We start from the raw sequence: 23825 nt of genomic DNA, 5'->3' as shown, positions 1-23825 counted from the left end.
GGCTTGTCACGCGGTGGCGCGGCCGGCCGGCGGCTCCGTCACTCCATGCCGCGGCGCTTCATCACGCGCCAGGCGATCTCCAGGGCGATGCCGCAGACCACCGCGACGGCGACGCCCGTCAGCGGGTCGCGGTAGCCGACCAGGGAGAGGTCGAAGAACGACTTCAGCGGGGGCACCAGCAGGACCAGGGCGAACGCGCCGCCCATGGCGCCGATCAGCAGCAGCCGCCACCAGTTGTACGGGCGGGCGACGATGGCGAGGACCCAGATGGCGATCAGGAAGAGCGTCAGGGTGGCCACGCTGGTGTCGGCCTTGAGGTCGGTCGCGTGGTCGGTGCGGGCGAGCGTGTAGGCGACGAAGGTGCCGGTGCCGGCGATGGCGCCGCCGGGGACCGCCAGCCGCAGCACGCGCTTCACGAAGCCGGTGCGGGCCCGCTCGTTGTTGGGGGCGAGGGCGAGGAAGAAGGCCGGGATGCCGATGGTCAGCGAGGACAGCACGGTGGAGTGCCGGGGCAGGAACGGGTACGGCGAGTGGGTGAAGATCACCAGGAGCGCCAGCAGGACCGAGTAGACGGTCTTCACCAGGAAGAGTGAGGCGACCCGCTCGATGTTGCCGATCACCCGGCGGCCCTCGGCCACCACCGACGGCAGCGAGGCGAAGGAGTCGTTCAGCAGCACGATCTGGGCGACCGCCTTGGTGGCGTCGGAGCCGGTGCCCATCGCCACGCCGATGTCGGCGTCCTTGAGCGCGAGCACGTCGTTGACGCCGTCTCCGGTCATCGCCACGGTGTGGCCGCGGGACTGCAGCGCCCCGACCAGTTGGCGCTTCTGCTGGGGGGTGACCCGGCCGAAGACGCTGGTCCGGTCGGCGGTCTCGGCGAGCTGCTCGGGGTCGGTGGGCAGGGAGCGGGCGTCCAGCGGGTGGTCGGCGCCGGGCAGGCCCAGATGGCCGGCCACCGCGCCGACCGAGACCGCCGAGTCGCCGGAGATGACCTTGGCCCGGACCCGCTGGCCCTCGAAGTAGCGCAGGGTCTCGGCGGCGTCCGAGCGCAGCCGCTGCTGGAGCACCACCAGGGCGAGCGGGGTGAGGCCGGCCGCCGGGTCGGGGGAGTCCAGCGGGACGGGGGTGCGGCCCAGCAGCAGCACCCGCAGGCCCTGGGCGCCCAGTTCGTCCACCTCGGCCAGGGCCGGGTGCCCGGCGGGCAGCAGCACGTCGGGCGCGCCGAGCAGCCAGCTGGCCTCGCCGCCCTGCGGCTCCAGCAGCTGCACGCCGCTCCACTTGCGGGCGGAGGAGAAGGGCATCGCCTCGATCACCCGCCAGCCGTTCCGGCCGGAGGCGGCGCCGTCGTCGCCGCGCCCGTACGCGTCGATGACCGCCTGCATGGACGGGTTGGGGCGGGCGTCGGCGCCGGCCATCACGGCCAGCGCGTGCTGGACGGTGTCCTTGTCGACGGCGGCGGGCTCCCCGTCGGAGAGCACCCGCAGGTCGACCACGTCCATGCCGCCCTCGGTGAGGGTGCCGGTCTTGTCCAGGCAGACGGTGTCCACCCGGGCCAGGCCCTCGATCGCCGGGAGCTCCTGGACCAGGCACTGCTTGCGGCCGAGCCGGACCACGCCGATCGCGAAGGCGACCGAGGTCAGCAGCACCAGGCCCTCGGGGACCATCGGCACGATGCCGGCCACCATGCGCCGGACGGCCTCGCGCCAGTCCCGGCCCTCGACGGCCAGCTGGCTGATGATCAGGCCGAGGGCGGTGGGGATCAACAGGTAGGTGATGATCCGCAGGATGCTGTCGATGCCGGTGCGCAGCTCCGACTTCACCAGGGTGAACTTGCTGGCCTCCTCGGCGAGCTGGGCCGCGTAGGCCTCGCGGCCGACCTTGGTGGCGGTGAACGCGCCGGCCCCGGCCACCACGAAGCTGCCGGACATCACCTGGTCGCCGGGTTGCTTGAGGACCGGGTCGGGTTCGCCGGTGAGCAGCGACTCGTCGATCTCCAGGCCGTCCGCCTCGGTGACCTCGCCGTCCACGATCACCTTGTCGCCGATGCCGAGCAGCACGGTGTCGTCGAGGACGATCTCGGAGACGCCGACCTGCCGGGCGGTGCCGTCCCGGCGGACCTGCGGGCGGGCCTCGCCGATCAGGGCCAGGCTGTCCAGGGTCTTCTTGGCGCGCAGCTCCTGGATGATGCCGATCGCCGTGTTGGCCACGATGACCAGGCCGAACAGGCCGTCCTGGATCGGACCGACGATCAGGATGATCCCGAACATCACGCCGATGATCGCGTTGAAGCGGGTGAAGACGTTGGCGCGGACGATCTCCCGGGTGGACCGGCTGGACCGTACGGGGACGTCGTTGACCTGGCCCCGGGCGACCCGTTCGGCGACCTCGGCGGTGGTCAGGCCGCCGCGTCGGCCGGGCAGCAGGCCGAGGGGGTGGGCTCCGTCCGGGCGGTCTCCGTCGGCCGGCTGCTCTTCCGCCGGCTGGGCAGGCTGCGTCATGGCACCGACTCTACGGGCGCCTTATGTCCGGTGCGTGCTACTAAAGGACTATTCAGTCCGACCGGGTGGCCGGGTCCTGGCCGTCGTCGCCGGTCGTCCGTTCGGCCGTGTGCGCGGCCGCCTCGGCCGCCTCGGCGGCGCGGCCGCGGGCGATCGCGTCCCGCCGGGCGCGGCAGTACCAGAGGCCGATCAGGCCGAGCAGGCCGCCGGAGAGGCAGATCCACGGCCAGGTGCCGTGGCCGTGCGCCGAGAGGCTGCCCTGGAAGGGGAGCAGGGCGAGGAAGGCGATGAACCACAGCACCGTGCCGCCGCCGACGATGGCGACGTCGTTGGCCTCCAGCGGAGGGGGCGAGGGGTGCAGTGGCGTCTTGGGCATGGGGCCTAGCGTACGGTGCGGTGGGGCGGCTGCGCGGGTGCCGTGACCCCGCGCGGGCTCTACGCGCGAAGATAGCGCGTGTGCGATCGGGAAACGATACTTGAGGCCCTGCGCCCGGCCACCGTCGCCCCGGGCGTTCCCACCCCCTCCTCAGCTCCCCCACAGAGGACGCACGCATGCCTGTGGTCCAGCCGACCACCGAGTCGCCCGAACCCGCCGACGCCGCGCCGCAGCCCCCCACGAGCGCCGTCGACCGCTTCTTCCGGATCAGCGAGCGGGGCTCCACCCTGCCGCGCGAGATCCGCGGCGGTGTCGCCACCTTCTTCACCATGGCGTACATCCTGGTGCTGAACCCGATCATCCTGGCCAGCGGCACGGACGTCACCGGGGCTCACCTGAACAGCGCCCAGCTGGTCACCGCCACCGCCCTCACCGCGGGTCTCACCACCCTGCTGATGGGCGTCATCGGCAACGTCCCGATCGGCCTGGCCGCCGGACTCGGCGTCAACACGATCGTGGCGCTCCAGCTCGCCCCCAAGATGACCTGGCCGGACGCCATGGGCATGGTCGTGCTGGCCGGTTTCGCGATCATGCTGCTGGTCGCCACCGGGCTGCGCGAGCGGGTCATGAACGCCGTCCCGCTCGGCCTGCGCAAGGCCATCGCGATCGGTATCGGCCTGTTCATCAGCCTGGTCGGCCTGGTCGACTCCGGCTTCGTCAGCCGCATCCCGGACGCCGCCCACACCACCGTCCCGCTCCAGCTCGGCGGCAACGGGCACCTGCTCGGCTTCCCGGTGCTGATCTTCGTGATCGGCCTGGTGCTCACCCTGGTCCTGCTGATCCGCAAGGTGCCCGGCGCCATCCTGATCAGCATCGCGGTCTCCACCGCGCTCGCCGCGGTCATCGACAAGGTGGCCGACGTCCCGGCGCTCAAGTGGGGCCTCACCGTCCCGACCTGGCCGGGCAACCCGGTCTCCGCGCCGGACTTCGGCCTGGTCGGCAAGGTCAGCCTGTTCGGCGGCTTCGAGAAGGTCGGCGTGCTGACCGGCCTGCTGTTCGTCTTCACCGTGCTGATGTCCTGCTTCTTCGATGCGATGGGCACCATCCTCGGCGTGGCCGACGAGGCCCACCTGCTGGACGAGAAGGGCGACCTGCCCGGCATCAACAAGGTCCTGATGGTCGACGGCATCGCCACCGCGGCCGGCGGTGCCACCTCGGCCTCCGCCAACACCTGCTTCGTCGAGTCCACCGCCGGCGTCGGCGAGGGCGCCCGGACCGGCTTCGCCTCGATCGTCACCGGCCTGCTCTTCGTGGTGGCGCTCTTCCTCACCCCGCTCGCCACCATGGTCCCGGCCCAGGCCGCCACCCCGGCCCTGATCACCGTCGGCTTCCTGATCCTGGCCAACTCGATCAAGGAGATCGACTGGGCCGACTACACGATCGCGATCCCGGCCTTCCTGACCATCGTGATGATGCCGTTCACCTACAGCATCACCAACGGCATCGGCATGGGCTTCATCGCCTTCTGCGTGCTGCGCCTGGCCGCCGGCCGCGGCCGCGAGGTCCCCGTCCCCATGTACGCGGTGGCGTCGGTCTTCGCCTTCTACTACCTGATGCCGGCCTTCGGCCTGCTCTGACGGCCCCGCCGGTTCTCCGACGGCCCCGTCCTCCCGCTCGGGAGGGCGGGGCCGTCGGCGTTCGCCGCAGCGGGGCTTCACACCTTCGGGTTGTTCTGCGGACGGGACGGTCGTGGCGCCTTGCCGGCGAGGGAGGTTCCCGGGTAGGGGCGCGGACCCATGACCGCGTACCCATGACCTGAAAGGAACCAGTCGTGAGCCGTACAACGGCTGCCGCGGTGATCGGCGGCGCAGTCCTCGCTCTGACCATGACGACGGCCCCGGCCGCCTCGGCGCAGCCCGAGGGCCGGGTCGGGCAGATCCAGAACCTCCACTTCGGGCGGTGTCTCGCGGTGAACCCGGACCAGACCGTCGGGCTGGGCCCGTGCGTCCCCGTGCCGCCGTTCCTCTGGGACGTCCCGCGCGAAGGGACGGGGCAGATCCGCAGCCTCGCTGCGAACGCGTGCCTGACGGACGTGGACACCAGCAACCCGTGGGGCCACGCCGTGCTCCTCCCGTGCACCGGCGACCTGCGCCAGGTGTGGGAGTTCACCGGGCCGGACGGTCCGTTCATCAAGAACGTCCTCACCGGCCGGTACCTGAAGGCCAACGACTCCGAGGGCGTCTACGTCGGCAGTCGGACCGGGTCCCACCCGGAGTGGGCCGTCCTCTGACGGACGGCGCCGGGCCGTGCCCGTGGGGCCGGCGGTGGTCGGGCAGTCGACCGCCGCCGGCCCTTCGCGCGCCGGGGGCGGGTCAGTGGACGCAGAACTCGTTGCCCTCAGGGTCCTGCATGACCGTCCAGGCGCCGCCGGGCTCGTCGACGTGGCGGAGGGTGGTGGCGCCGAGGGCGGTGAGGCGGGCGACGGTGGCCTCGCGCTCGCCCGGGCCGGGGTGGACGTCGAGGTGCAGGCGGTTCTTGCCCTGCCGGGGCTCGGGGACGGCCTGGAACAGGACGCGGCGGCCGAGGCCGGTGTCCGAGGCCGGGTCGAACGGGTCCTCGGGGTGGCGGACGGCGGCCAGGGAGCGCCAGGCCGGGTGGCCGTCCACCTCGGTGAGGGCCTCCGGGCCGACCGCGCCGGCGGCGAGCAGCCGGGTGATCAGCGCGCCGTGGTCCTCCGGCGTGTACTCCAGGGCGGCGGCCCAGAAGGCGGCCTGGCGGTGCGGGTCGGCGCAGTCGATGACGAGCTTCCAGTGCAGCGGCATGTAACCGTTTCTACCGGTTACCCGGGGGTCGGGCAATGGCCGGCCGTCGGAAGTTGTCAAAAAGGCGCCCGTGTAGGCCAGTTGGCGGTGGGAATACTGGCTGGACGGAGATGGGGGAGGGGACTCGACCGATGGTGCAACAGGATCCGCCGGGGGGCGTCGAGGCGCAGCTGCTGCCGGAGCTGTTCTGGACGACGGACAAGGCCTCGCTGGACGGCCAGCGGGAGACGCTGCGCTGGTACCGCGGCCTGATCGCGATGCTGGTGGTCGCCGCCGTGATCGGGTCGTTCCCCGACCCGGACGACAAGAACGCCCTCGACATCTGGCCGCTGTTCTCGGTCGCCGCCTTCCTGGTGGCCGGCTACTTCTGGTCCCGGCTGCGCCGCGGCAACCCGCAGGGCCGCTGGTACCAGGCCCGGGCGGCGGCCGAGTCGGTCAAGACGCTGGCCTGGAAGTACACCGTCCGGGCCCGGCCGTTCGACGGTGCGGCCGAGTCCGAGGACACCGACCGCGGCTACCTGCTCCAGGTCGAGGACGTGCTGCGGGCCTTCGAGGACCCGGAGATCGTGCCGCCCGGCAGCGTCGCCGAGATCACCCCGGAGATGCGCCGGCAGCGCGCCGAGAGCCTGACCACCCGGCGCACGCTCTACCTGCGCACCCGGGTCGAGGGCCAGCGCACCTGGTACCGCTCCCGGGCCGAGGCCTGCGACTCGCAGGCGGTCTCCTGGGGGCTCGGCGTCGCGGTGCTGATCATCGTCGGTGCTGCGGCGGCCATCGCCCAGGCCACCGGCGCGCTGCCGGTGCACGTCTTCGGCGCCACCTCGGCCGCGGCCGCGGCGATCATCGCCTGGACGCAGCTCAAGCAGCTCGGCCCGCTGGCCGCCGCCTACCAACTGGCCGCGCGGGAGCTGGAGAACGTCGGCAACCAGCTGTCCGACCTCGACCTCAAGGCGCCGGACGCCGAGGCCCGTTGGGCCCGGCTGGCTGCCGAGGCGGAGGACGCGGTCTCCCGGGAGCACACCACCTGGCGGGCCCGCCGGGCGTTCCCGCGCTGAGTCGGGGCCGCGGGACGGGCGGGGGCGGGAGCGGCGCAGAGTACTCGACCGGAGCGGGGACTTGGGGAGATCCGGCGAAACGCGGGATGCGGGTGTGCGGGGTGCGTGAGAGTAGGGCGCCCAGGTGCGGACCGTAATCGTTACGTGTCCATGCCCTGGTTTCATCGCCTGCGCGCGACCCCAGTTCCCGCCGGAGGCCCTCCTTGCGCATTCTCCTGATCGCCAGCGCGTTCAACAGCCTGACCCAGCGCGTCCACACCGGGCTGCGTGAGCGCGGCCACCAGGTCGCCGTCCAACTAGCCCTCGGTGACGAGCAGATGAGGGCGGCGGTGGTCCGCACCGACCCCGAGCTGATCATCTGTCCGATGCTCACCAAGGCCGTCCCGCAGGACATCTGGTCGACCCGGACCGTCCTGATCGTCCACCCGGGGCCCAAGGGCGACCGCGGCCCCTCCTCGCTCGACTGGGCGATCACCGAGGGGGCCGAGCGCTGGGGCGTCACCGTGCTGCAGGCCGTCGAGGAGATGGACGCCGGCGACATCTGGGCGTCCGTCGAGTTCCCCGTCCCGGCCTGCGGCAAGAGCGAGTTGTACCGGGGCGAGCTCGCCGACGCCGCCGTCGAGGCCGTCCTGCTGGCCGTCCAGCGGTACGAGGGCGGGCTGTTCACCCCCGAACCGCTGGACTACGCCCGGCCGGACGTGCACGGCGAACCGCGGCCCCCGCTGCGCCAGGAGGCCCGCCGGATCGACTGGGAGCGGGACGACACCGCCACCGTGCTGCGCAGGCTGCGCGCCGCCGACTCCCAGCCCGGCGTGCTGGACGAGCTGTACGGACGGGAGTTCTTCCTGCACGGCGGCCACCCCGAGGACGAGCTGCGCGGCCCGGTGCCGGGCGCCGTGCTGGCCACCCGGGACGGCGCCATCTGCCGGGCCACCGTGGACGGCGCGGTGTGGATACCGCAGCTGCGCCCGCGCCGCACCCCCGGCGGGCCGGCCACCTTCAAGCTGCCGGCCGCCACGGTGCTCGCCGACGAGCTGTACCGGGTCCGCGAGGTGCCGGTGAGCCCGGAGCGGGCGAGCGGCCGGGACACCTGGTCGGAGCTGCGCTACCACGAGGAGGGCGAGGTCGGGTTCCTCGAATTCGCCTACGCGGGCGGGGCGATGAGCACCGACCAGTGCCGCCGGCTGCTCGCCGCCTACCGGGAGGCGGCCGAGCGGCCGACCTCGGTGCTGGTGCTCGGCGCGCCCCGGGACTTCTTCTCCAACGGGATCCACCTCAACGTCATCCAGGGCGCGGCCTTCCCGGCGCTGGAGTCCTGGGAGAACATCAACGCGATGGACGACGTCGTCGAGGCGGTGCTGACCACGACGGACAAGGTGACGGTGGCGGCCCTGGCCGGGAACGCGGCGGCCGGCGGGCTGATGGCGGCGCTCGCCGCCGACGAGGTGTGGTGCCGGGACTCGGCGGTGCTCAACCCGCACTACCGGCTGATGGGCCTGTACGGCTCCGAGTACTGGACGTACACCCTGCCCCGCCGGGTCGGCGCCGAGCAGGCCGGGCGGCTCACCGCCGAGGCGCTGCCGGTCGGCGCGGACCACGCCCGCCGGATCGGTCTGGTGGACCGTACGGTCGGCGGGGACGCGGCCGGGTTCCGCCGCTGGGTGGCCCGGGAGGCGGCCCGGATCGCCGCCTCGCCGGAGCTCACCGGGCGGCTGGTGGACAAGAAGCGCCGCCGCGCGGCCGACGAGGAGGCCAAGCCGCTGGCCGAGTACCGGGCGGAGGAACTGCGCCGGATGCATGCCGACTTCTACCGGGCGGGCGAGCCGTACCACGCGCTGCGGCGGGACTTCGTGCACAAGGTCTGTCCGGTGGCCACGCCGGAGCACGTGGCGGGGCTGCTCGGGCGGCCGGCTCAGTCGTAGGCGGACCGCGTAGCGGTACGCGGCCCGCGCGGTCGTAACGGCCCGCGCGGGCACAGGGGTTCGCGCGGGCTGGCCGAGCTGCGGCGGGTCGCGCGTCGTACGGGGAGGGCAGGAGCGGGACGGGCGGCGCCCGGCCGGGGTGGGGGGCCCGGCCGGACGCCCGCTCGGGCCCCGCTCCCGTACCCGGCGTCAGTGCCGGGCCGCCCCGCCCAGCGGCTGTCGCCGCTGCGGGACGAACTGGCCGTCCGGGTCGCCCGGGGTGCGCGCGGCCCGCGGGGGCAGCGGGGCGGCCGGACCGGCCAGCAGGGGTTGGGAGTCGGGTCGGCTCGGGGAGACGGCGAAGGCCAGCGAGCCGAAGAAGACGTAGCAGCCGAGCCCGACCCCGAGCGGGAAGATGAACTGGAGCGCCATCACGCCGCCTTCGGTGGAGCGCGAGAAGTCCAGCTGGACGGAGAGCGCCGCCATGCCGGTGTAGTGCATCGCGCAGACCGCCACGCCCATCACCGGCGCCGCCGCCAGGACGGCGAGCGTGCCCCGGATGTTCAGCGCGGCCCAGAGCGCGGCGGTGGCGGCGACCACGGCGATGGCCACCGAGGCCGCCACGACGGTCCGGTCGTAGCCGAGCCGGCCGGGCAGGACCATCGCGGCCATGCCCAGGTAGTGCATCGCGGCGACCCCGAGGCCGGTGGTCAGCCCGCCGACCAGCAGGGCCGGGGCGCGGCGGCGCCAGTACCCGACGGTGAAGAGTCCGATGCCGACCACGGCGACGGCGACCAGCAGGCTGAGCACGGTGAGCAGGGGCCGGTAGCTGATCTCGGCGCCGGTCACGGAGAAGCCGAGCATCGCGATGAAGTGCATCGACCAGATCCCGGCGCCGAGCGAGGTGGAGGCGAACAGCAGCCAGACGACCCGGGTGCGGCCCTGGGAGACGAGCGCCCAGCGGGCGCTGCGCAGCGCGACGAAGGCGCCGAGGCAGGCGACGAAGTACGAGACCGCCGGGGTCACCCAGCCGTGGTCGGCATGGTGGATCGCACCCAAGAGAGCTCCCTGGACGAGGGTTGAGGGCACCGGGGCGCGGGAGGGCGCGGCTGGTCGGGGAAGGCGCGCGGCGAACGGGCACCGGAGCGGGAACGCCGTCCCGCGGGGAGGAGCCTGGCGTGTGGTGCCCCTGACAAGGGGGAGATTAGCCATCGACCGGCAGTCGCACAATGTTCGCGTTTTTCGTGAAGTCCCAGGTCAGGATGGGCCTTTACGCGGCCTGCATGATCCCGGCACCAACCCCTGACACCGCCTGCGCACCGTCCCCGGCCGCCTTTGGTGCTTACTCCAAGGGGGCTAGCCCGAACGGGTGGCCGGCCGGGTCGATCAGCACCCGCAGCGTGCGGCCGTGCTGGTAGGCGGGCTCGGTGGCGCCGAGCGCGAGGGCCTTGGCGGTGGCCTCGTCCAGGTCGTCGACGTAGAAGTCGAGGTGGAAGTGCTTGCTGCCGTCCGGCTCCGTCCACGGCTCCGGCCGGTAGCCGGTCACCCGTCCGAAGCCCAGCGGGCTGCCGCCCTCGGGGTTGTCCAGGATGGCGAAGTGGTCGTCCGCGTGCCTGGTCTCCCATCCCAGCAGTTCGCCGTAGAACGAGGCCAGCGCGACCGGGTCGGCGCAGTCGATGGTGACCATGGCGAGCCGGCCGAAGCCGGTGTCGGCGGGCCCGGTCGGCCCGGTCGGCTGGGGCTGCTCGGACGACCGGGGCCGGTCGGACCGTTCGGACGACTGCGGCCGTCCGGACGGCTCGGACCGCTCGGACTGCTCGGTGGCGAGGTCGGACATGGCAGGTCGGCCCTTCTGGGAGTCGAGAGCTGGGGCCCATCACCAATATGGCACCGGGGTGACCCTCCGGCACGGCGGCGGATCTCATTTTCCTTAGCGAGAGTAATGACGTAAGCTAAAGAGATGCCCGAGATGTCCGAGCAGGACCTCGCAGCGATCAGTCAGCTGCGATCGTCCACGATGCGCCTCTCCCGACGACTCAAACACCAGAGGGTGGAGGAGTCGCTGAGTCCCACCGAGATGGGAGTGCTGGGCACCCTCGCCCGGTGCGGGAAGGCGACGCCGGGTGAGCTCGCCCGGAAGGAGCACGTGCAGCCTCCTTCGATGACCAGGATCGTCGCGATGCTGGAGGAGAAGGGGCTGGTGCGGCGCGAACCGCACCCCGAGGACCGCCGACAGGTGGTCGTCAGCAGCACCGAGCAGGCCGAGACGATCCTCGCGGAGAGTCGTCGGCGCCGGAACGTCTGGCTCGCCGAGCTCGCCCAGGGGCTCGACGAGGAGGAGTGGGCCGTCCTCAGGGAGGCCGCGCCCGTGCTCTACAAGCTCGCACACCTGTAGCCGTACACCCGCGGTCCGTACGGCCGCAGCTCGTACACCTCTGAGGCACACCGACCCCGGCCGGCCGCCGGGAGAACAAGGAGCCCGCATCACCGCAGGACCGACCACCGACACCAGGAGCGCGACGGCCACCGCCATGGCCGTCGCGCCGCGAGGGGAGACCAACGTGACACCGACGGCCGCAGCCAGCGCCGCCATCCGCACCGACGAGCCCACCACCGACCCCGCCGCGGCCAGTGCCGCGGCCGCCGAAGCCCAGGCACCCGCCCCCACGGGACTGCCCGGCAACGGCGACGACGACCCCGACGAACGCACCGCGGCGGACCCCGCCGCTCCCGGCCGATCCCGATCGGCCACATCTCCCACAGGCGCCCGCTTCACGAGGCCCGGGGGGATGTTCTCCTCCCTTCGCGTTCGCAACTACCGCTACTACTTCGCCGGCCAGGTGGTGTCCAACACCGGCACCTGGATGCAGCGCATCGCCCAGGACTGGCTGGTGCTGAGCCTCACCGGCAGCCCGCTCGCGGTCGGCATCACCACCGCCATGCAGTTCCTGCCGATGCTGCTGCTCGGACTGTTCGGCGGCGTGCTCGCCGACCGGATGCCCAAGCGCCGGCTGCTGATCTACACCCAGGGCGCGATGGGCCTGCTGGCCGCCGGCCTCGCGGTGCTGACCGTCGGCGGCGTGGTGACGCCGTACTACGTGTACGCCTTCGCGCTGCTGCTCGGCCTGGTCACCGTGGTGGACAACCCGACCCGGCAGGCCTTCGTCTCCGAGATGGTCGGACCGAAGGACCTCGCCAACGCCGTCAGCCTGAACGCCGCCAACTTCCAGACCGCCCGGCTGGTCGGCCCCGCCGTCGCGGGCCTGCTGATCGCCGCGGTCGGCAGCGGCTGGGCGTTCGCCGTCAACGCGCTGTCCTTCGCCGCCGTGATCGGCGGGCTGCTCGCGATGCGGGAGTCCGAACTGCGCCCGACCGCGCCGATCGCCCGCGAGAGGGGGCAGTTGCGCGAGGGCCTGCGGTACGTCAAGGAGCGGCCCGAGCTGCTCTGGCCGATGGTGCTGGCCGGGTTCATCGGCACCTTCGGCTTCAACTTCCCGACGCTGCTCTCCGGTTTCGCGTACGACACCTTCAAGGTGGGCGCCGGCCAGTACGGCCTGCTGAACACCGCGATGGCGATCGGCTCGCTGGCGGGTGCGCTGCTCGCCGCCCGCCGGGGCGTGCCGCGACTGCGCCGGCTGGTCGGCGCGGCGCTGGCCTTCGGAGCGCTGGAGGTGGTCGCCGCGTTCGCGCCCGACTACTGGACCTTCGCGCTGCTGCTGATGCTCATCGGGGTGTTCGGGCTGAGCTTCAACACCTCCGTCAACTCCATGCTGCAGTTGTCCACCGACCCCGAGATGCGCGGCCGGGTGATGGGCCTGCTGGTGCTGGTCTTCACCGGCGGCACGCCGATCGGCGCCCCGGTCGTCGGCTGGGTGACCGCCTCGTACGGGCCCCGGCTCGGCCTGCTGGCCTGCGGACTGGTGTCCGCGGCGGCGGCCGGCGCGGTCGGCCTGGTGCTGGCCCGCAGCGCGGACCTGCGGGTGCGGTTCGACCTGCACCCGGGCCGCGGCGGCCGGGTGGTGGCCTTCGTGCCGCGGACCGGTGCGGCGAGCAAGTCGGAGCTGGCGGCGGCCTGCTGATGCCGTGTCAGGCCCCCGGGAGTGCCCCGGGGGCCCGGATGGTTCAGGAGCCCGGACGGTTCAGGGCAGGACGGGTCAGAGCCGGATGGCCAGCACCTGGCCGGGCCAGAGGCCGTGCGGCTGCTCGACCTCGAACGTCACGGTCTCGGTGAAGCCGAGCGCCCGGTAGAGCCCGACCAGCTTGCGGTCGGCGCCGCCGTAGCAGTCCACCCGGAGCAGGCCGATGCCGCGCCGGCGGGCCTCCTCGATCGCGTCGGCGATCAGCGCGGCGCCGATGCCGGAGCCCTTGCGGGTGCGGTCGGTGACCAGGTTGCGGACGTACAGCTCGCGCTCGTCCACGGCGGGGATCCACCGGCCGCGGTCCTCGGAGACCACGCAGCAGCCGACCGTACGGCCGTCCTCGTCCACGGCGAGGCGGATCAGGAACGGCTCCTCGGCGTACGAGGAGACCTGGTCGATCCGGGCCTGGTTGGTGCTGAACGGCTGGTCGCCCCACTGGCCGGTACGGCCCTGGGCGGTCAGCCAGGAGACGGCGCCGTCGAGCAGGGACAGGATGTCGGGGACGTCCGCGGACCCCCCGTTGCGGATCTTCATGGAAGACCGTTCTACCCCAGACGGCCGGGCGCGGGAAGATTGATCCATGAGGTTGTTCGTGGCGGTGCTGCCGACGACCGAGGCGCTGCAGGGGCTCGCGGACGCGGTCGCGCCGCTGCGGGAGCTGCCGGGGGCGGAGCGGCTGCGCTGGACCGGCGCCGAGGGCCGGCACCTGACCCTGGCCTTCCTGGGTGAGGTGGCCGCCGAGCGGCTGCCGGAGCTGGCGGCGGGCCTGGCCGCCGTCGCCGAGGTCAACCCGGTGCACCAGCTGCGGATCGCGGGCGCGGGGCGGTTCGGCGACCGGGTGCTCTGGGCCGGGGTCGAGGGCCAGGCCTGGGCGCTGCGCAGGCTGGCCGAGGCCGTCACGGAGGCCACCGCCGAGGTCACCGGGGCGACCGACGACTTCGCCTTCCACCCGCACCTCACCCTCGCCCGGGCGGGCTCCTCGCGCGGGCACCGGCGGGCCGTGCAGCGGGTCGCGGCGGCCGAGCTGGACGGCCTGGTGGCGGCGCTGGCCGACTACCGGGGGCCGGAGTGGGAGGCCGCCGAGCTGCACCTGGTGCGCAGCGACCCGGGCGGCGGCTCCGCGCGCTACGTGACGCTGCGCACCTGGGCGCTGGCCGACTGGGGCTGAGCGCTGAGCGCTGAGCGCTGAGCGCCGCGGGGCGGGCCGTGGGGGCGGTGGGGCAGGGGCCCGGCGGAGTCCGGGGTGAGCCGGAGGTACGCTCGTTGACCGTGGATCCCAAGACTCGTATGCGCATCGTCTCCGGCACCCTGGTGCTGATGCTGGTCGTCGTGCTGATCAGCTCACTGGTCGGCCGCTGAGGCCTGCCTGAGGCCCGTCCGAGGGCTGCCTGAACCTGCCGGAGGCCCGTCCGGGCACAGACACGCCCCAGCACCCCGGGAACGGCGAGAGGGCCACCGCCCGTCGGCGGTGGCCCTCGGCCGTGTCCTCGGGGGACCGGGTCAGACCTGCGCGAGCTGCTCGACCACGTAGTCGACGCAGTGGGTGAGCGCCTCGACGTCCGCCGGGTCGATCGCCGGGAACATCGCGATGCGCAGCTGGTTGCGGCCCAGCTTGCGGTACGGCTCGGTGTCCACGATGCCGTTGGCACGCAGTGCCTTGGCGACCGCGGCGGCGTCCACCGACTCGTCGAAGTCGATGGTGCCGACCACCTGGGAGCGCTCGGCCGGGTTCGCCACGAAGGGGGTGGCGAACGGGGACTTCTCGGCCCAGGAGTACAGCCGGGACGAGGAGTCGGCGGTGCGGGCGACCGCCCAGTCCAGCCCGCCGTTGCCGTTCAGCCACTCCAGCTGGTCGGCCAGCAGGAAGAGGGTGGAGAGCGACGGGGTGTTGTACGTCTGGTCCTTCGACGAGTTGTCGATGGCCGTCGGCAGCGAGAAGAACGGCGGGATGTAGCGGCCGGAGGCGGCGATCTCGGCGGCGCGCTCCAGGGCGGCCGGGGAGAAGGTGGCCAGCCACAGGCCGCCCTCGGAGGCGAAGGACTTCTGCGGGGCGAAGTAGTAGACGTCCGTCTCGGTGATGTCCACCGGCAGGCCGCCGGCGCCCGAGGTGGCGTCCACGAGGACCAGCGAGCCCTCGTCGGCGCCGGCCGGGCGCGCGATCGGCATCGCGACGCCGGTCGAGGTCTCGTTGTGGGTGAGCCCGTAGACGTCCACGCCGGCCTCGGCGACCGGCAGCGGGTGGGTGCCCGGGGCGGTCTTGATCACGGTCGGCTCGCCGAGCCACGGCGCGGCCTTGACCGAGGAGGCGAACTTCGAGGAGAACTCGCCGAAGTCCAGGTGCTGGGACTTCTCCCGCACCAGGCCGAAGGCGGCGATGTCCCAGAAGGCGGTGGAGCCGCCGTTGCCGAGGACGACCTGGTAGCCGTCCGGCAGCGAGAACAGGCTGCTCACGCCCTCGCGCACGCGCTTGACCACGTTCTTGACCGGGGCCTGGCGGTGCGAGGTGCCGAGCAGGGAGGTCTGGGTGGCGGCGAGGGCACTCAGGGCCTCGGGGCGCACCTTGGACGGTCCGCAGCCGAAACGGCCGTCTGCGGGCTTGATGTCAGCGGGGATCTGGATCTGAGCCACGCGCGCAGCCTACCGGCCGGGGGCCCGGCGGGGTACGGCCGTCCGCCCGCTGAGACCGCGGTCACGGCTGCTCGGGGAGCCGCCCGGAAACGTGCGGCAGCGGGCCCGGCCGGAGCCGGACCCGCTGCTCAGGGGCACTGACCGGACGCTCGTCCGGTATTCGCCGACCGGGGGTCAGCGGGCGATGGCGTCCCAGCCCTCGATCTCCTCGGGGCGGCGCGGGCCGGGGCCGATGTAGCGCGCGGAGGGGCGCACGAGCCGGCCCGTGCGCTTCTGCTCCAGGATGTGCGCCGACCAGCCGGCCGTCCGGGCGCAGGTGAACATCGAGGTGAACATGTGCGCCGGGACCTCGGCGAAGTCCAGCATGATGGCGGCCCAGAACTCGACGTTGGTGGCCAGCACGCGGTCGGGGCGGCGGTTGTGCAGCTCCTCCAGCGCGGCCTTCTCCAGCGCCTCGGCGACCTCGAAGCGCGGCGCGCCGAGCTCCTTGGCGGTGCGGCGCAGCACCCGGGCGCGCGGGTCCTCGGCGCGGTAGACGCGGTGGCCGAAGCCCATCAGGCGCTCGCCCTTGTCCAGGGCGTTCTTGACCCAGGCGGTGGCGTCGCCGGTGCGCTCGATCTCCTCGATCATGCCGAGCACGCGGGACGGCGCGCCGCCGTGCAGCGGGCCGGACATCGCGCCGACCGCGCCGGAGAGCGCGGCCGCGACGTCGGCGCCGGTGGAGGCGATGACCCGGGCGGTGAAGGTGGAGGCGTTCATGCCGTGCTCGGCGGCGGAGGTCCAGTAGGCGTCGACGGCCTTGACGTGCTTCGGGTCCGGCTCGCCGCGCCAGCGGATCATGAACCGCTCGACGACCGTCTCGGCCTTGTCGATCTCGCTCTGCGGGACCATCGGCAGGCCCTGGCCGCGGGCCGACTGGGCGACGTAGGAGAGTGCCATCACGGCGGCCCGGGCGAGGTCGTCGCGGGCCTGCTCGGCGTCGATGTCCAGCAGCGGCTTGAGGCCCCAGACCGGGGCGAGCATGGCGAGCGCCGACTGCACGTCGACCCGGATGTCGCCGGAGTGCACCGGGATCGGGAACGGCTCCGCGGCCGGCAGGCCGGGGTTGAACTTGCCGTCCACCAGCAGGCCCCAGACGTGGCCGAAGGAGACGCTGCCCACCAGGTCGTCGATGTCGACACCGCGGTACCGCAGGGCGCCGCCCTCACGGTCGGGTTCGGCGATCTCGCTCTCGAACGCGACGACTCCCTCAAGCCCGGGTACGAAATCGGACATGCGACGGCTCCCTCAGTTCTGTGATCGGCGCTCCGCCGTGGTGGGGCGGCGCGCCAGTGACCGAATGGTGTTTGGCACTCGGTGCCAGGGTGACAGGCACGGGGTGCATTGCGCCATACACCACCATGGTGATGTTTCCCGTCGACCCGTTTGACTTTCCCCGTCGGAGGGGCCGGCCGGGCCCGTGGCGCTCCCGGAACCCCTGGAATCGCCGGAAGCAAACGTCCGGTTCCGGACAATTCCCCGCAGGGCGGGCGGCCGAGCGGTGGAGGGTCACCTGATCTCCCACCGGGGTTTGTCCGGAGGTAGCGGTGCCCGCTGCTTGTCGTACGGGATGATGTTGGCGTGCAGACCCCGGATCGCGCCCAGTCGACGCCCCCGAGCCCCGCCAACCGGACCCTGGCCGACGAGGCCCGCCCCGGCCCGGACCTCACCGTGATGCGCAAGCACTACAGCCACGAGGGCCTGGTCGAGGAGCAGCTCGCGCCCGAGCCGATCGGCCAGTTCACCCGCTGGTTCCACGACGCCGACGACGCCGGGGTGGTGGAGCCCAACGCGATGGTGCTCTCCACCGCCGACGCCGAGGGGCGGCCCAGCTCGCGCACCGTCCTGCTCAAGGGCTACGACCTGCGCGGCTTCGTGTTCTTCACCAACTACGGCTCCCGCAAGGGCTCCGAGCTGGCCGCCAACCCGCATGCCGGGCTGCTGTTCCCGTGGATCGCGCTGGCCCGCCAGGTGATCGTCCAGGGCCGGGTGGAGAAGGTCGGCCGGGACGAGACCGCGGCCTACTTCCGCACCCGCCCGCACGGCTCCCAGCTGGGTGCCTGGGCCAGCGAGCAGTCCAGCCCGGTCGGCGGCCGGGAGGTCCTCGAACAGCGGTACGCCGAGCTGGAGCGCCGCTACCCGGAGGGCGAGGGCGTGCCCGTCCCGCCGTTCTGGGGCGGGTACCGGGTGGTCCCGCGGAGCGTCGAGTTCTGGCAGGGCCGGGAGAACCGGCTGCACGACCGGCTCCGCTACGTCGCCGACCCGTCCAGCCCGACGGGGTGGCGGGTGGAGCGGCTCTGCCCGTGATCCGTTCGGCCCACGGGCTCCGCGCGGCGCCCGCGCGGAGCTGATGGACCGTCATCCCCCGGGTGTAGGATGCCCGTCGCGGACCTGGGTCGATGCACTTGCGGCCGGCAGCCCGCTGTGCCGACACGATCGAGTGAGGGACTGATGGGCGTCACCGGTGCGGAAACCGCCGCTGGACTCGGCTCTGACCTGGTCGACGTCGCCGCCCTGCCGCTCGACGAACTCGACGCCCTGCCCGACACCGTCCTCGGCGACCTGCTGCGCCGGGTGGTCGCGGACGCCCTGACCCCCGGCGCGGAGCCGCTCGCCGCCTTCCAGTCGGCGCTCGACCGGTAGCGCGCCGCGCACTGCCCGGTGCGCGCCGCCCGGCGCGCCCGCGCCCCCGCCCGGCGTCCGCGCCCTCCGTTCACCGTCCGCGCCCCTCCTCCGGCGTGTCGGGCCCGACGGGCGCCCGCGCCCCCGCTGGCGCGCCCCCGAGCGCCGGAGCGCCCCCGGCCGGGGGAGTGCGCCTGGCCACCGGCTAAACCCCACGCGGCCGCCGAATCCCCCAACTCCCCTGCACTGGCGGTGGAGTTCGCGACATGCTGGGGTATGAAACCAGCGCCGTCGCGGACCGTCGGGCACGGGGGGAACAGGTGATGGAGCACGAACAGCACCGGCCGTACTTCTTCTTCAGCTACGCGCGTCGGGACTACGAGGCCGAGGACGCCTTCGTCAACCAGTTCTTCAACGACCTGCGGGACGAGCTCGGCCGGCTGGTCGGTACGGGCGTGCGCATCGAGGAGCTGGCCTACCGGGACACCGAGCGGCTGCGGCTGGGCGACGACTGGGCGGAGAAGCTGGCGACGATGCTCGGCCGCAGCCGGACCATGGTCGCGCTCTACTCCCCGGCCTACTTCGCCAGCCTCTACTGCGGCAAGGAGTGGACCGCCTTCCGCGGCCGGGTCCGGCGCCACCACGAGGACACCGGGGAGCTCATCCCGGCGCTCGTCCCGGTGCTCTGGGAGCCCGTCGAGCCGGGCGGCCTGGCCGACGAGGTGAACAAGATCCAGTGGGCCCAGCCGGACATGGGCGAGGCCTACGCCCGGTACGGCCTGCGGGCCCTGCTGCGCACCGCGCAGGGCGGGGCGTACGAGCAGGTCGTCCGGGTGGTCGCGGAGCGGGTCCGGGACGCGGCCGCGCGCCGGCTCGGCGTGCTGCCCGAGTTCGACCTCGGCGCCGTACGCGGCTACTTCCCGCCCCCGGCGGCGCCGCCGGTGGCCTCCAGCCCCGGGATGGTGCGGCTGTTCATCGCGGCCGGCCGGGCCCCGGAGGCGGCCGCGGGCGGCTCCCGCGCGGGTGGCTGGTACGGCGCCAAGCCGTGGCACTGGGCGCCGTACCACCCGCCCGTCCAGCCGTCCCTGGCGGCCCGCGCCCAGCAGGTGATCACCGGCGCCGGGCACACCACCACGCTGGAGGAGGTCGACACCGCCCTCGCCGAGAAGCTCGACCAGGCCCGCGAGGACAGCCAGGTGAGCATCCTGCTGGTGGACCCGTGGGTGGCCGGCGGTGAGCGGTACCGCTCCGCGCTGCGCGCGTACGACGAGCAGAACCACCCGGTCACCGGCGTGATGGTGCCCGCCGGCAGCGACGACCCGGCCGACGGGCCGGAGCGCGACGCGCTCTGGGCGGGCGTGCGCGACGTCTTCCGGCGCAACTGGCTGCGCCGGAGCGACCTGGAGCACTTGTTCCGGGTCAAAGTGAGCCGGGAGAGCTTCGACAGCGACCTCACCATCATGGTGACGGTCGCCCAGAACAAGCTCATGGACGACAACCTGGATTGGGGGGACGATGGCGGCGGCGCCTTCGGCTTCGGTCCGGGCGGCGGCCCGGACGCCGGCCCGGCGATGCCCGGACTGGCCATCCCGGCCGGACCGCCGGGGCCCCGCCAGGGGCCCGCACGCACCGACCGGGGCCTCCCGGGTTCCACGGACCTGCCGCACCAGAGCCGGGGCAAGGACACCGCCGCCCCGCTGAGGGGGGAGAAGCACGATGACCACTGAGCCCGGCGCGGAGCCGGAGCGCGGCGGACCGGGATCGGTCGTCACGTTCTACTCCTTCAAGGGCGGCACCGGCCGCACCATGGCGCTCGCCAACGTCGGCTGGATCCTCGCCAGCCGCGGCCTGCGCGTCCTGGTCGTCGACTGGGACCTGGAGGCGCCCGGCCTCCACCGGTACTACCACCCGCTGCTGGTCGACCCGGAACTGCACTCCACCGACGGCCTGATCGACCTGCTGCGCTCCTACGTCAAGCAGGCGCTGCCCTCCGCCACCGGGCCGGTCGGGCAGTCCCCGGCCGACTGGCTGGACGAGCCCGGGCGCCTGGACGGCTACGTCTGCGGCCTCGCCCTCGACCTGCCGCCCGGCGGCCGGCTCGACTTCCTTCCCGCCGGCCGGCAGAACGCCGCCTACGGCGCGGCCGTCACCAGCTTCAACTGGCGCAGCTTCTACTACGGCCGGGACATCCGCGGCGGCGAGTTCCTGCGCGAGCTGCGCGAACGCTGGGCCCGCGGCTACGACTACGTGCTCATCGACAGCCGCACCGGCGTCAGCGACACCTCCGGCATCTGCACCGTCCTGATGCCCGACACCGTGGTGGACTGCTTCACCTTCAGCGTCCAGAACATCCGCGGCGGCGTCGACGCCGCCCGCGCCATCGCCGAGGCCGAGGAACGGGCGATCCGGGTCCTGCCGGTGCCGATGCGGGTCGAGGACGCCGAGCAGGAGCGCCTGGAGGCCGGCCGCGACTACGCCCGCGAGGCCTTCGCCCCCTACCTCGGCCGCTGGCTGGCCGGCGACCGCCGGGCCGCCTACTGGGCCGACGTCGAGGTGCCGTACAAGCCCTTCTACGCCTACGAGGAGGTGCCCGCCACCGTCGCCGACCGGCCGCAGGAGGCCCGCAGCCTGCTCAACGCCTTCGAACGGCTGGCCGGTTGGATCACCGACGGCCGGGTCCGCACCCTGCGCCCGCTCACCGCCGAGGCCCGCCGCCGGCTGTACGGCGCCTACCTGCGCTCCGCCCGCGCGGTGCCGCGCCAGGTGTTCGTCAGCTACGCGCCCGAGGACCGGATGTGGGCCGAGTGGGCCGCCGGGACGCTCACCCGCTTCGGCTACCAGACCTCCCTGCACAGCGCCGCCGAACCGTACTCCGGCTCCCGGCCGCCCGAGGTCGCCGGGCCGGTCGACGGCCAGGGCCGGCTGCTCGCGCTGCTCTCGCCCGAGTACACCGCGCTGCCCCGGGCCGCCGAGGTCTGGCAGCTCCTCCAGGGGCGCGAACTGGCCTCCGGCTCACCGGCGTTGGTCGCCTTCCGGCTCCAGGACTCGGACGAGCCGGTGCCCCGCCCGTTCGCCGGGCAGCCCGCGCCCGACCTGGTCCGCTCCTCCGCGGTCGGCGCCGAGTCCCAGCTCTACGCCGAACTCGGCCCGCCGCCCGGCAGCAGCCGCCAGTCCGACACCGACAGCGGGGAGTTCGCCGCCCCGGCGCGGTTCCCCGGCACCGCCCCGCAGGTCCAGGACGCGCCCTCGCGCAACGCGGCCTTCATCGGCCGCGGCAAGCTCCTGGAACTGCTCCGCAACCGCTTCACCGGCGGGCCCGCCGCCGTGCTCAGCCAGGTGCTCTACGGCTTCGGCGGCGCCGGCAAGTCCCAGATCGCCGCCGAGTACGCGCACCGCTTCAAGGCCGCCTACGACGTGGTCTGGTGGGTGCCCGCCGAGGAGCCCGCCAACATCCCGCAGAAGCTCGCCGAACTCGCGCCCCGGCTCGGCGTGCCCACCAGCGACGACGTCGCCCACACCGCCGCCACCGTGCTCGACGCGCTGCGCCGCGGCCAGCCGTACCGCCGCTGGCTGCTCGTCTTCGACAACGCCGGCACCCCCGAGGAGCTCGCCCCCTGGCAGCCGGCCGGCTCCTCCGGCGGGCACGTGCTGATCACCTCCCGCAACCAGGGCTGGGCCCGGCACGCCGGCCTGGTGGAGGTCGACGTCTTCCTCCGCGAGGAGAGCGTCCGGCTGCTGCGCCGCTTCAACGGCGGCCTCTCCTCCGAGGACGCCGACCAGGTCGCGCACCGCCTCGGCGACCTCCCGCTCGCCGTCGGCCAGGCCGCCGTCTGGCTCCAGGAGACGTCGATGCCGATCGCCACCTACCTCGAACTGCTCGACGAAGAGCTCACCGAGATGCTGGAACGCACCCGGCTGCGCGCCGCCGACTACCCGCACTCGGCCGCGGCGACCTGGCGCATCTCGGTCGAGGAACTGCGCCGGATGAACGCCCCGGCCGCCCAGATCCTGGAGATCTGCGCCTTCTTCGGCCCGGACGCCATCCCGATGCGGCTGCTCTACAGCCGGGCCGTCACCCGCGCCCTGCGGCTGCCCCCGCGCGCGCCCCGGGACAAGCTCGCGATCGGCGAGTTCCTGCGCGCCATCAACCGGTTCGGGCTCGCCCGCACCGACCAGGGCAGCGAGACCATCACCGTGCACCGGCTCGTCCAGGCCGTGCTGCGGGACCAGGTCGAGGAGGACCGGCGGGCCGAACTGCGCGGCGTCGTCCACGCCGCGCTCGCCACCGCCAACCCCGGCGACCCGGACGTGCCCGCGAACTGGGCCGAGTACGCCGAACTCCTGCCCCACCTCTGGCCGTCCGGGGCGCTCGACAGCGCCGACGAGGACGTCCGGCAGTGGATCATCGACTCGGTCCGCTACCAGTGGAAGCGCAGCCTGCACGAGTCCGGCCGGGAACTGGCCGAGCGCACCCTGGAGCACTGGCGCCAGGACGGCTACGGCGGGCCCGACTTCGACGTCGACAACGACGCCCAGACGCTCATGCTGCGCACCCAGCTGAGCAACATCCGCCGCTCCCAGGGCGCCCTCCAGGAGGCGTACGAGATGGACCGGGACATCCTGGACCGCTTCACCGCGACCCTGGGCCCGGAGCACTCCCACACCCTCGCCGTCGCCAACAGCCTCGGCGCCGACCTGCGCTTCCTCGGCCGCTACGACGAGGCCCGGGCGCTCGACCGCCGCACCCTGGACGCCGCCCGGCGCACCCTCGGCCCGGACCACCCGCGCACCCTGATGATCACCAACAACCTCGCCGTCTCCGACTACCTGGCCGGCGACCGCCGGGCCGCCCTGGAACGGCACCGCAGCAACTACCTCCAGCAGCGCGACGCGCTCGGCGCGCACAGCCTCTACGCGCTCTCCTCCGCCTCCAACTACGCCCGCGACCTGCGCGAGACCGGGCGGCTGCGGGAGGCCCTGGACCTGCTGGAGGAGACCGTCCGGATCTACCAGCAGACCATCGGCGACGGCCACACCGACACCCTGCGCGCCCGCAAGAACCTCGCCGTGGCGCTGCGCCGGGCCGGCCGGTACCACGAGGCCCTGGAGATCGACGAGGACATCTACCAGCGCTACCTGGACATCAACGGCGCCGAGCACCCCGACACCCTGGCCGCCGCCACCAACCTGGCCAGCGACCTCAACGCGCTCGGCGACACCGGCCGGGCGATCCCGCTGGCCGAGCGGGCGCTGCTGCGGTACCGCGACTACCTGGGCGAGGACCACCCGGTGACGCTGGCCGGCGCCAACAACCTCTCGGTGTACCTGCGGCTGGCGGGGCGCGCGGCGGAGGCGCGCGAGCTCTCCGGCCGTACGCTGGCGCAGTTCCGCCGCGTCCTCGGCGCCCACCACCTCTACATCCCGATCGCGATGATGAACCACGCCAACGACCTGTCGCTGGCCGGGGAGCTCCAGGCCGCGCTCGAACTGGAGCTGGAGGCCGAGCCGTTGATGACCGCCGCCCTCGGCCAGGACCACTACGACGCCATCGGCATCAACTCCAACCTCGCGCTGTCGCTGGCCGCCCTCGGGTACGCCGAGCGGGCCGCGGAGCTGCGGTCGGACTGCATCCGGCGGGCCCGGGTCACCCTGGGGGAGGAGCACCCGACGACGATCGCGGTGCGGGCCGGCACGCGGCTGGACTCCGACGTGGAGCCGCCGCACGTGTGACGGGCCGTCAGGTGC

The 23825-nt window shown here is 73.5% G+C and carries 19 protein-coding genes; 11 read left to right on the top strand and 8 right to left on the bottom strand.

From position 1 onward, the window contains the following. Nucleotides 1-38: 38 nt before the first annotated feature. Nucleotides 39-2498 (bottom strand): HAD-IC family P-type ATPase, encoded by a 2460-nt coding sequence (locus ACLWS4_RS21310; protein WP_049655015.1) that lies wholly within the window; start codon nt 2496-2498, stop codon nt 39-41. A 52-nt stretch (nt 2499-2550) separates the two neighbouring features. After that, entirely contained in the window at nt 2551-2874 is a 324-nt protein-coding gene (locus tag ACLWS4_RS21305; protein ID WP_074005466.1) for a DUF2530 domain-containing protein, read from the bottom strand. Nucleotides 2875-3050: 176 nt separating this feature from the next. Here ACLWS4_RS21305 and ACLWS4_RS21300 point away from each other — a divergent pair, with 176 nt between their 5' ends. Next, nucleotides 3051-4511 carry an NCS2 family permease gene (locus ACLWS4_RS21300; protein ID WP_049655021.1) on the top strand — a complete coding sequence of 487 codons (1461 nt, stop codon included), beginning with the start codon at nt 3051-3053 and terminating at the stop codon, nt 4509-4511. A gap of 194 nt (nt 4512-4705) precedes the next feature. Beyond that, complete coding sequence (locus tag ACLWS4_RS21295) at nt 4706-5164, top strand: RICIN domain-containing protein (RefSeq protein WP_416874916.1); 459 nt, start codon at nt 4706-4708, stop codon at nt 5162-5164. An 82-nt stretch (nt 5165-5246) separates the two neighbouring features. On the opposite strand, the gene ACLWS4_RS21290 is transcribed toward ACLWS4_RS21295, so the two are convergent. Further along, on the bottom strand, nt 5247-5696 hold the full coding sequence (locus ACLWS4_RS21290) for a VOC family protein (RefSeq protein WP_117489107.1): 450 nt from the start codon (nt 5694-5696) through the stop codon (nt 5247-5249). Between the two features lie 131 nt (nt 5697-5827). Here ACLWS4_RS21290 and ACLWS4_RS21285 point away from each other — a divergent pair, with 131 nt between their 5' ends. Both ACLWS4_RS21285 and ACLWS4_RS21280 read left to right on the top strand, forming a co-directional pair. Beyond that, nucleotides 5828-6751, top strand: coding sequence for a DUF4231 domain-containing protein (locus ACLWS4_RS21285; protein WP_387972711.1), 924 nt, complete (start codon nt 5828-5830; stop codon nt 6749-6751). Nucleotides 6752-6954: 203 nt separating this feature from the next. Continuing rightward, nucleotides 6955-8673 (top strand): hydrogenase maturation protein, encoded by a 1719-nt coding sequence (locus ACLWS4_RS21280; protein WP_074005468.1) that lies wholly within the window; start codon nt 6955-6957, stop codon nt 8671-8673. Between the two features lie 189 nt (nt 8674-8862). Here the strand turns inward: ACLWS4_RS21280 and ACLWS4_RS21275 are convergent, their stop codons facing one another. Next, the gene (locus ACLWS4_RS21275; RefSeq protein WP_375876453.1) at nt 8863-9711 is read right to left on the bottom strand and encodes an MHYT domain-containing protein; all 849 of its coding nucleotides are present in this window, start codon (nt 9709-9711) and stop codon (nt 8863-8865) included. A gap of 283 nt (nt 9712-9994) precedes the next feature. Further along, nucleotides 9995-10489 (bottom strand): VOC family protein, encoded by a 495-nt coding sequence (locus tag ACLWS4_RS21270; RefSeq protein WP_416874915.1) that lies wholly within the window; start codon nt 10487-10489, stop codon nt 9995-9997. Between the two features lie 123 nt (nt 10490-10612). Between ACLWS4_RS21270 and ACLWS4_RS21265 the strand changes: the two genes are divergently transcribed. Together ACLWS4_RS21265 and ACLWS4_RS21260 are read left to right on the top strand one after the other, a co-directional pair. Beyond that, entirely contained in the window at nt 10613-11047 is a 435-nt protein-coding gene (locus ACLWS4_RS21265; protein ID WP_030235202.1) for a MarR family winged helix-turn-helix transcriptional regulator, read from the top strand. Nucleotides 11048-11441: 394 nt separating this feature from the next. After that, nucleotides 11442-12731, top strand: a complete 1290-nt coding sequence (locus tag ACLWS4_RS21260) for an MFS transporter (protein ID WP_181970645.1) — start codon at nt 11442-11444, stop codon at nt 12729-12731. Between the two features lie 75 nt (nt 12732-12806). Here ACLWS4_RS21260 and ACLWS4_RS21255 read toward each other — a convergent pair whose 3' ends face one another. Next, complete coding sequence (locus tag ACLWS4_RS21255) at nt 12807-13325, bottom strand: GNAT family N-acetyltransferase (protein ID WP_416874914.1); 519 nt, start codon at nt 13323-13325, stop codon at nt 12807-12809. A gap of 46 nt (nt 13326-13371) precedes the next feature. On the opposite strand from ACLWS4_RS21255, the gene thpR reads away from it, so the two are divergent. After that, nucleotides 13372-13959, top strand: coding sequence for an RNA 2',3'-cyclic phosphodiesterase (thpR, locus tag ACLWS4_RS21250; protein ID WP_416874913.1), 588 nt, complete (start codon nt 13372-13374; stop codon nt 13957-13959). A 332-nt stretch (nt 13960-14291) separates the two neighbouring features. Here thpR and serC read toward each other — a convergent pair whose 3' ends face one another. Both serC and ACLWS4_RS21240 read right to left on the bottom strand, forming a co-directional pair. Beyond that, nucleotides 14292-15419 (bottom strand): phosphoserine transaminase, encoded by a 1128-nt coding sequence (gene serC / locus ACLWS4_RS21245; protein ID WP_049656082.1) that lies wholly within the window; start codon nt 15417-15419, stop codon nt 14292-14294. A 174-nt stretch (nt 15420-15593) separates the two neighbouring features. Next, nucleotides 15594-16694 carry a citrate synthase 2 gene (locus tag ACLWS4_RS21240; protein ID WP_049656080.1) on the bottom strand — a complete coding sequence of 367 codons (1101 nt, stop codon included), beginning with the start codon at nt 16692-16694 and terminating at the stop codon, nt 15594-15596. Nucleotides 16695-17132: 438 nt separating this feature from the next. Between ACLWS4_RS21240 and pdxH the strand changes: the two genes are divergently transcribed. From pdxH to fxsT, 4 genes are all read left to right on the top strand, one after another. After that, nucleotides 17133-17765 carry a pyridoxamine 5'-phosphate oxidase gene (pdxH, locus tag ACLWS4_RS21235; RefSeq protein ID WP_049656088.1) on the top strand — a complete coding sequence of 211 codons (633 nt, stop codon included), beginning with the start codon at nt 17133-17135 and terminating at the stop codon, nt 17763-17765. A 144-nt stretch (nt 17766-17909) separates the two neighbouring features. Beyond that, nucleotides 17910-18101 (top strand): FxSxx-COOH cyclophane-containing RiPP peptide, encoded by a 192-nt coding sequence (fxsA, locus tag ACLWS4_RS21230; protein ID WP_049656076.1) that lies wholly within the window; start codon nt 17910-17912, stop codon nt 18099-18101. Nucleotides 18102-18403: 302 nt separating this feature from the next. Next, nucleotides 18404-19807, top strand: a complete 1404-nt coding sequence (locus tag ACLWS4_RS21225; protein ID WP_416874912.1) for a TIR-like protein FxsC — start codon at nt 18404-18406, stop codon at nt 19805-19807. Then, complete coding sequence (gene fxsT, locus ACLWS4_RS21220; protein ID WP_049657466.1) at nt 19797-23810, top strand: FxSxx-COOH system tetratricopeptide repeat protein; 4014 nt, start codon at nt 19797-19799, stop codon at nt 23808-23810. The genes ACLWS4_RS21225 and fxsT overlap by 11 nt, the downstream gene beginning before the upstream one ends. The last annotated feature ends 15 nt before the right edge of the window (nt 23811-23825 follow it).

Source organism: Kitasatospora sp. SC0581 (genome assembly GCF_048159585.1).
Taxonomy (GTDB): Bacteria; Actinomycetota; Actinomycetes; order Streptomycetales; family Streptomycetaceae; genus Kitasatospora.
The sequence above is the reverse complement of the archived record's forward strand: the minus strand, read 5'-3'. Positions and strand labels throughout refer to the sequence as shown.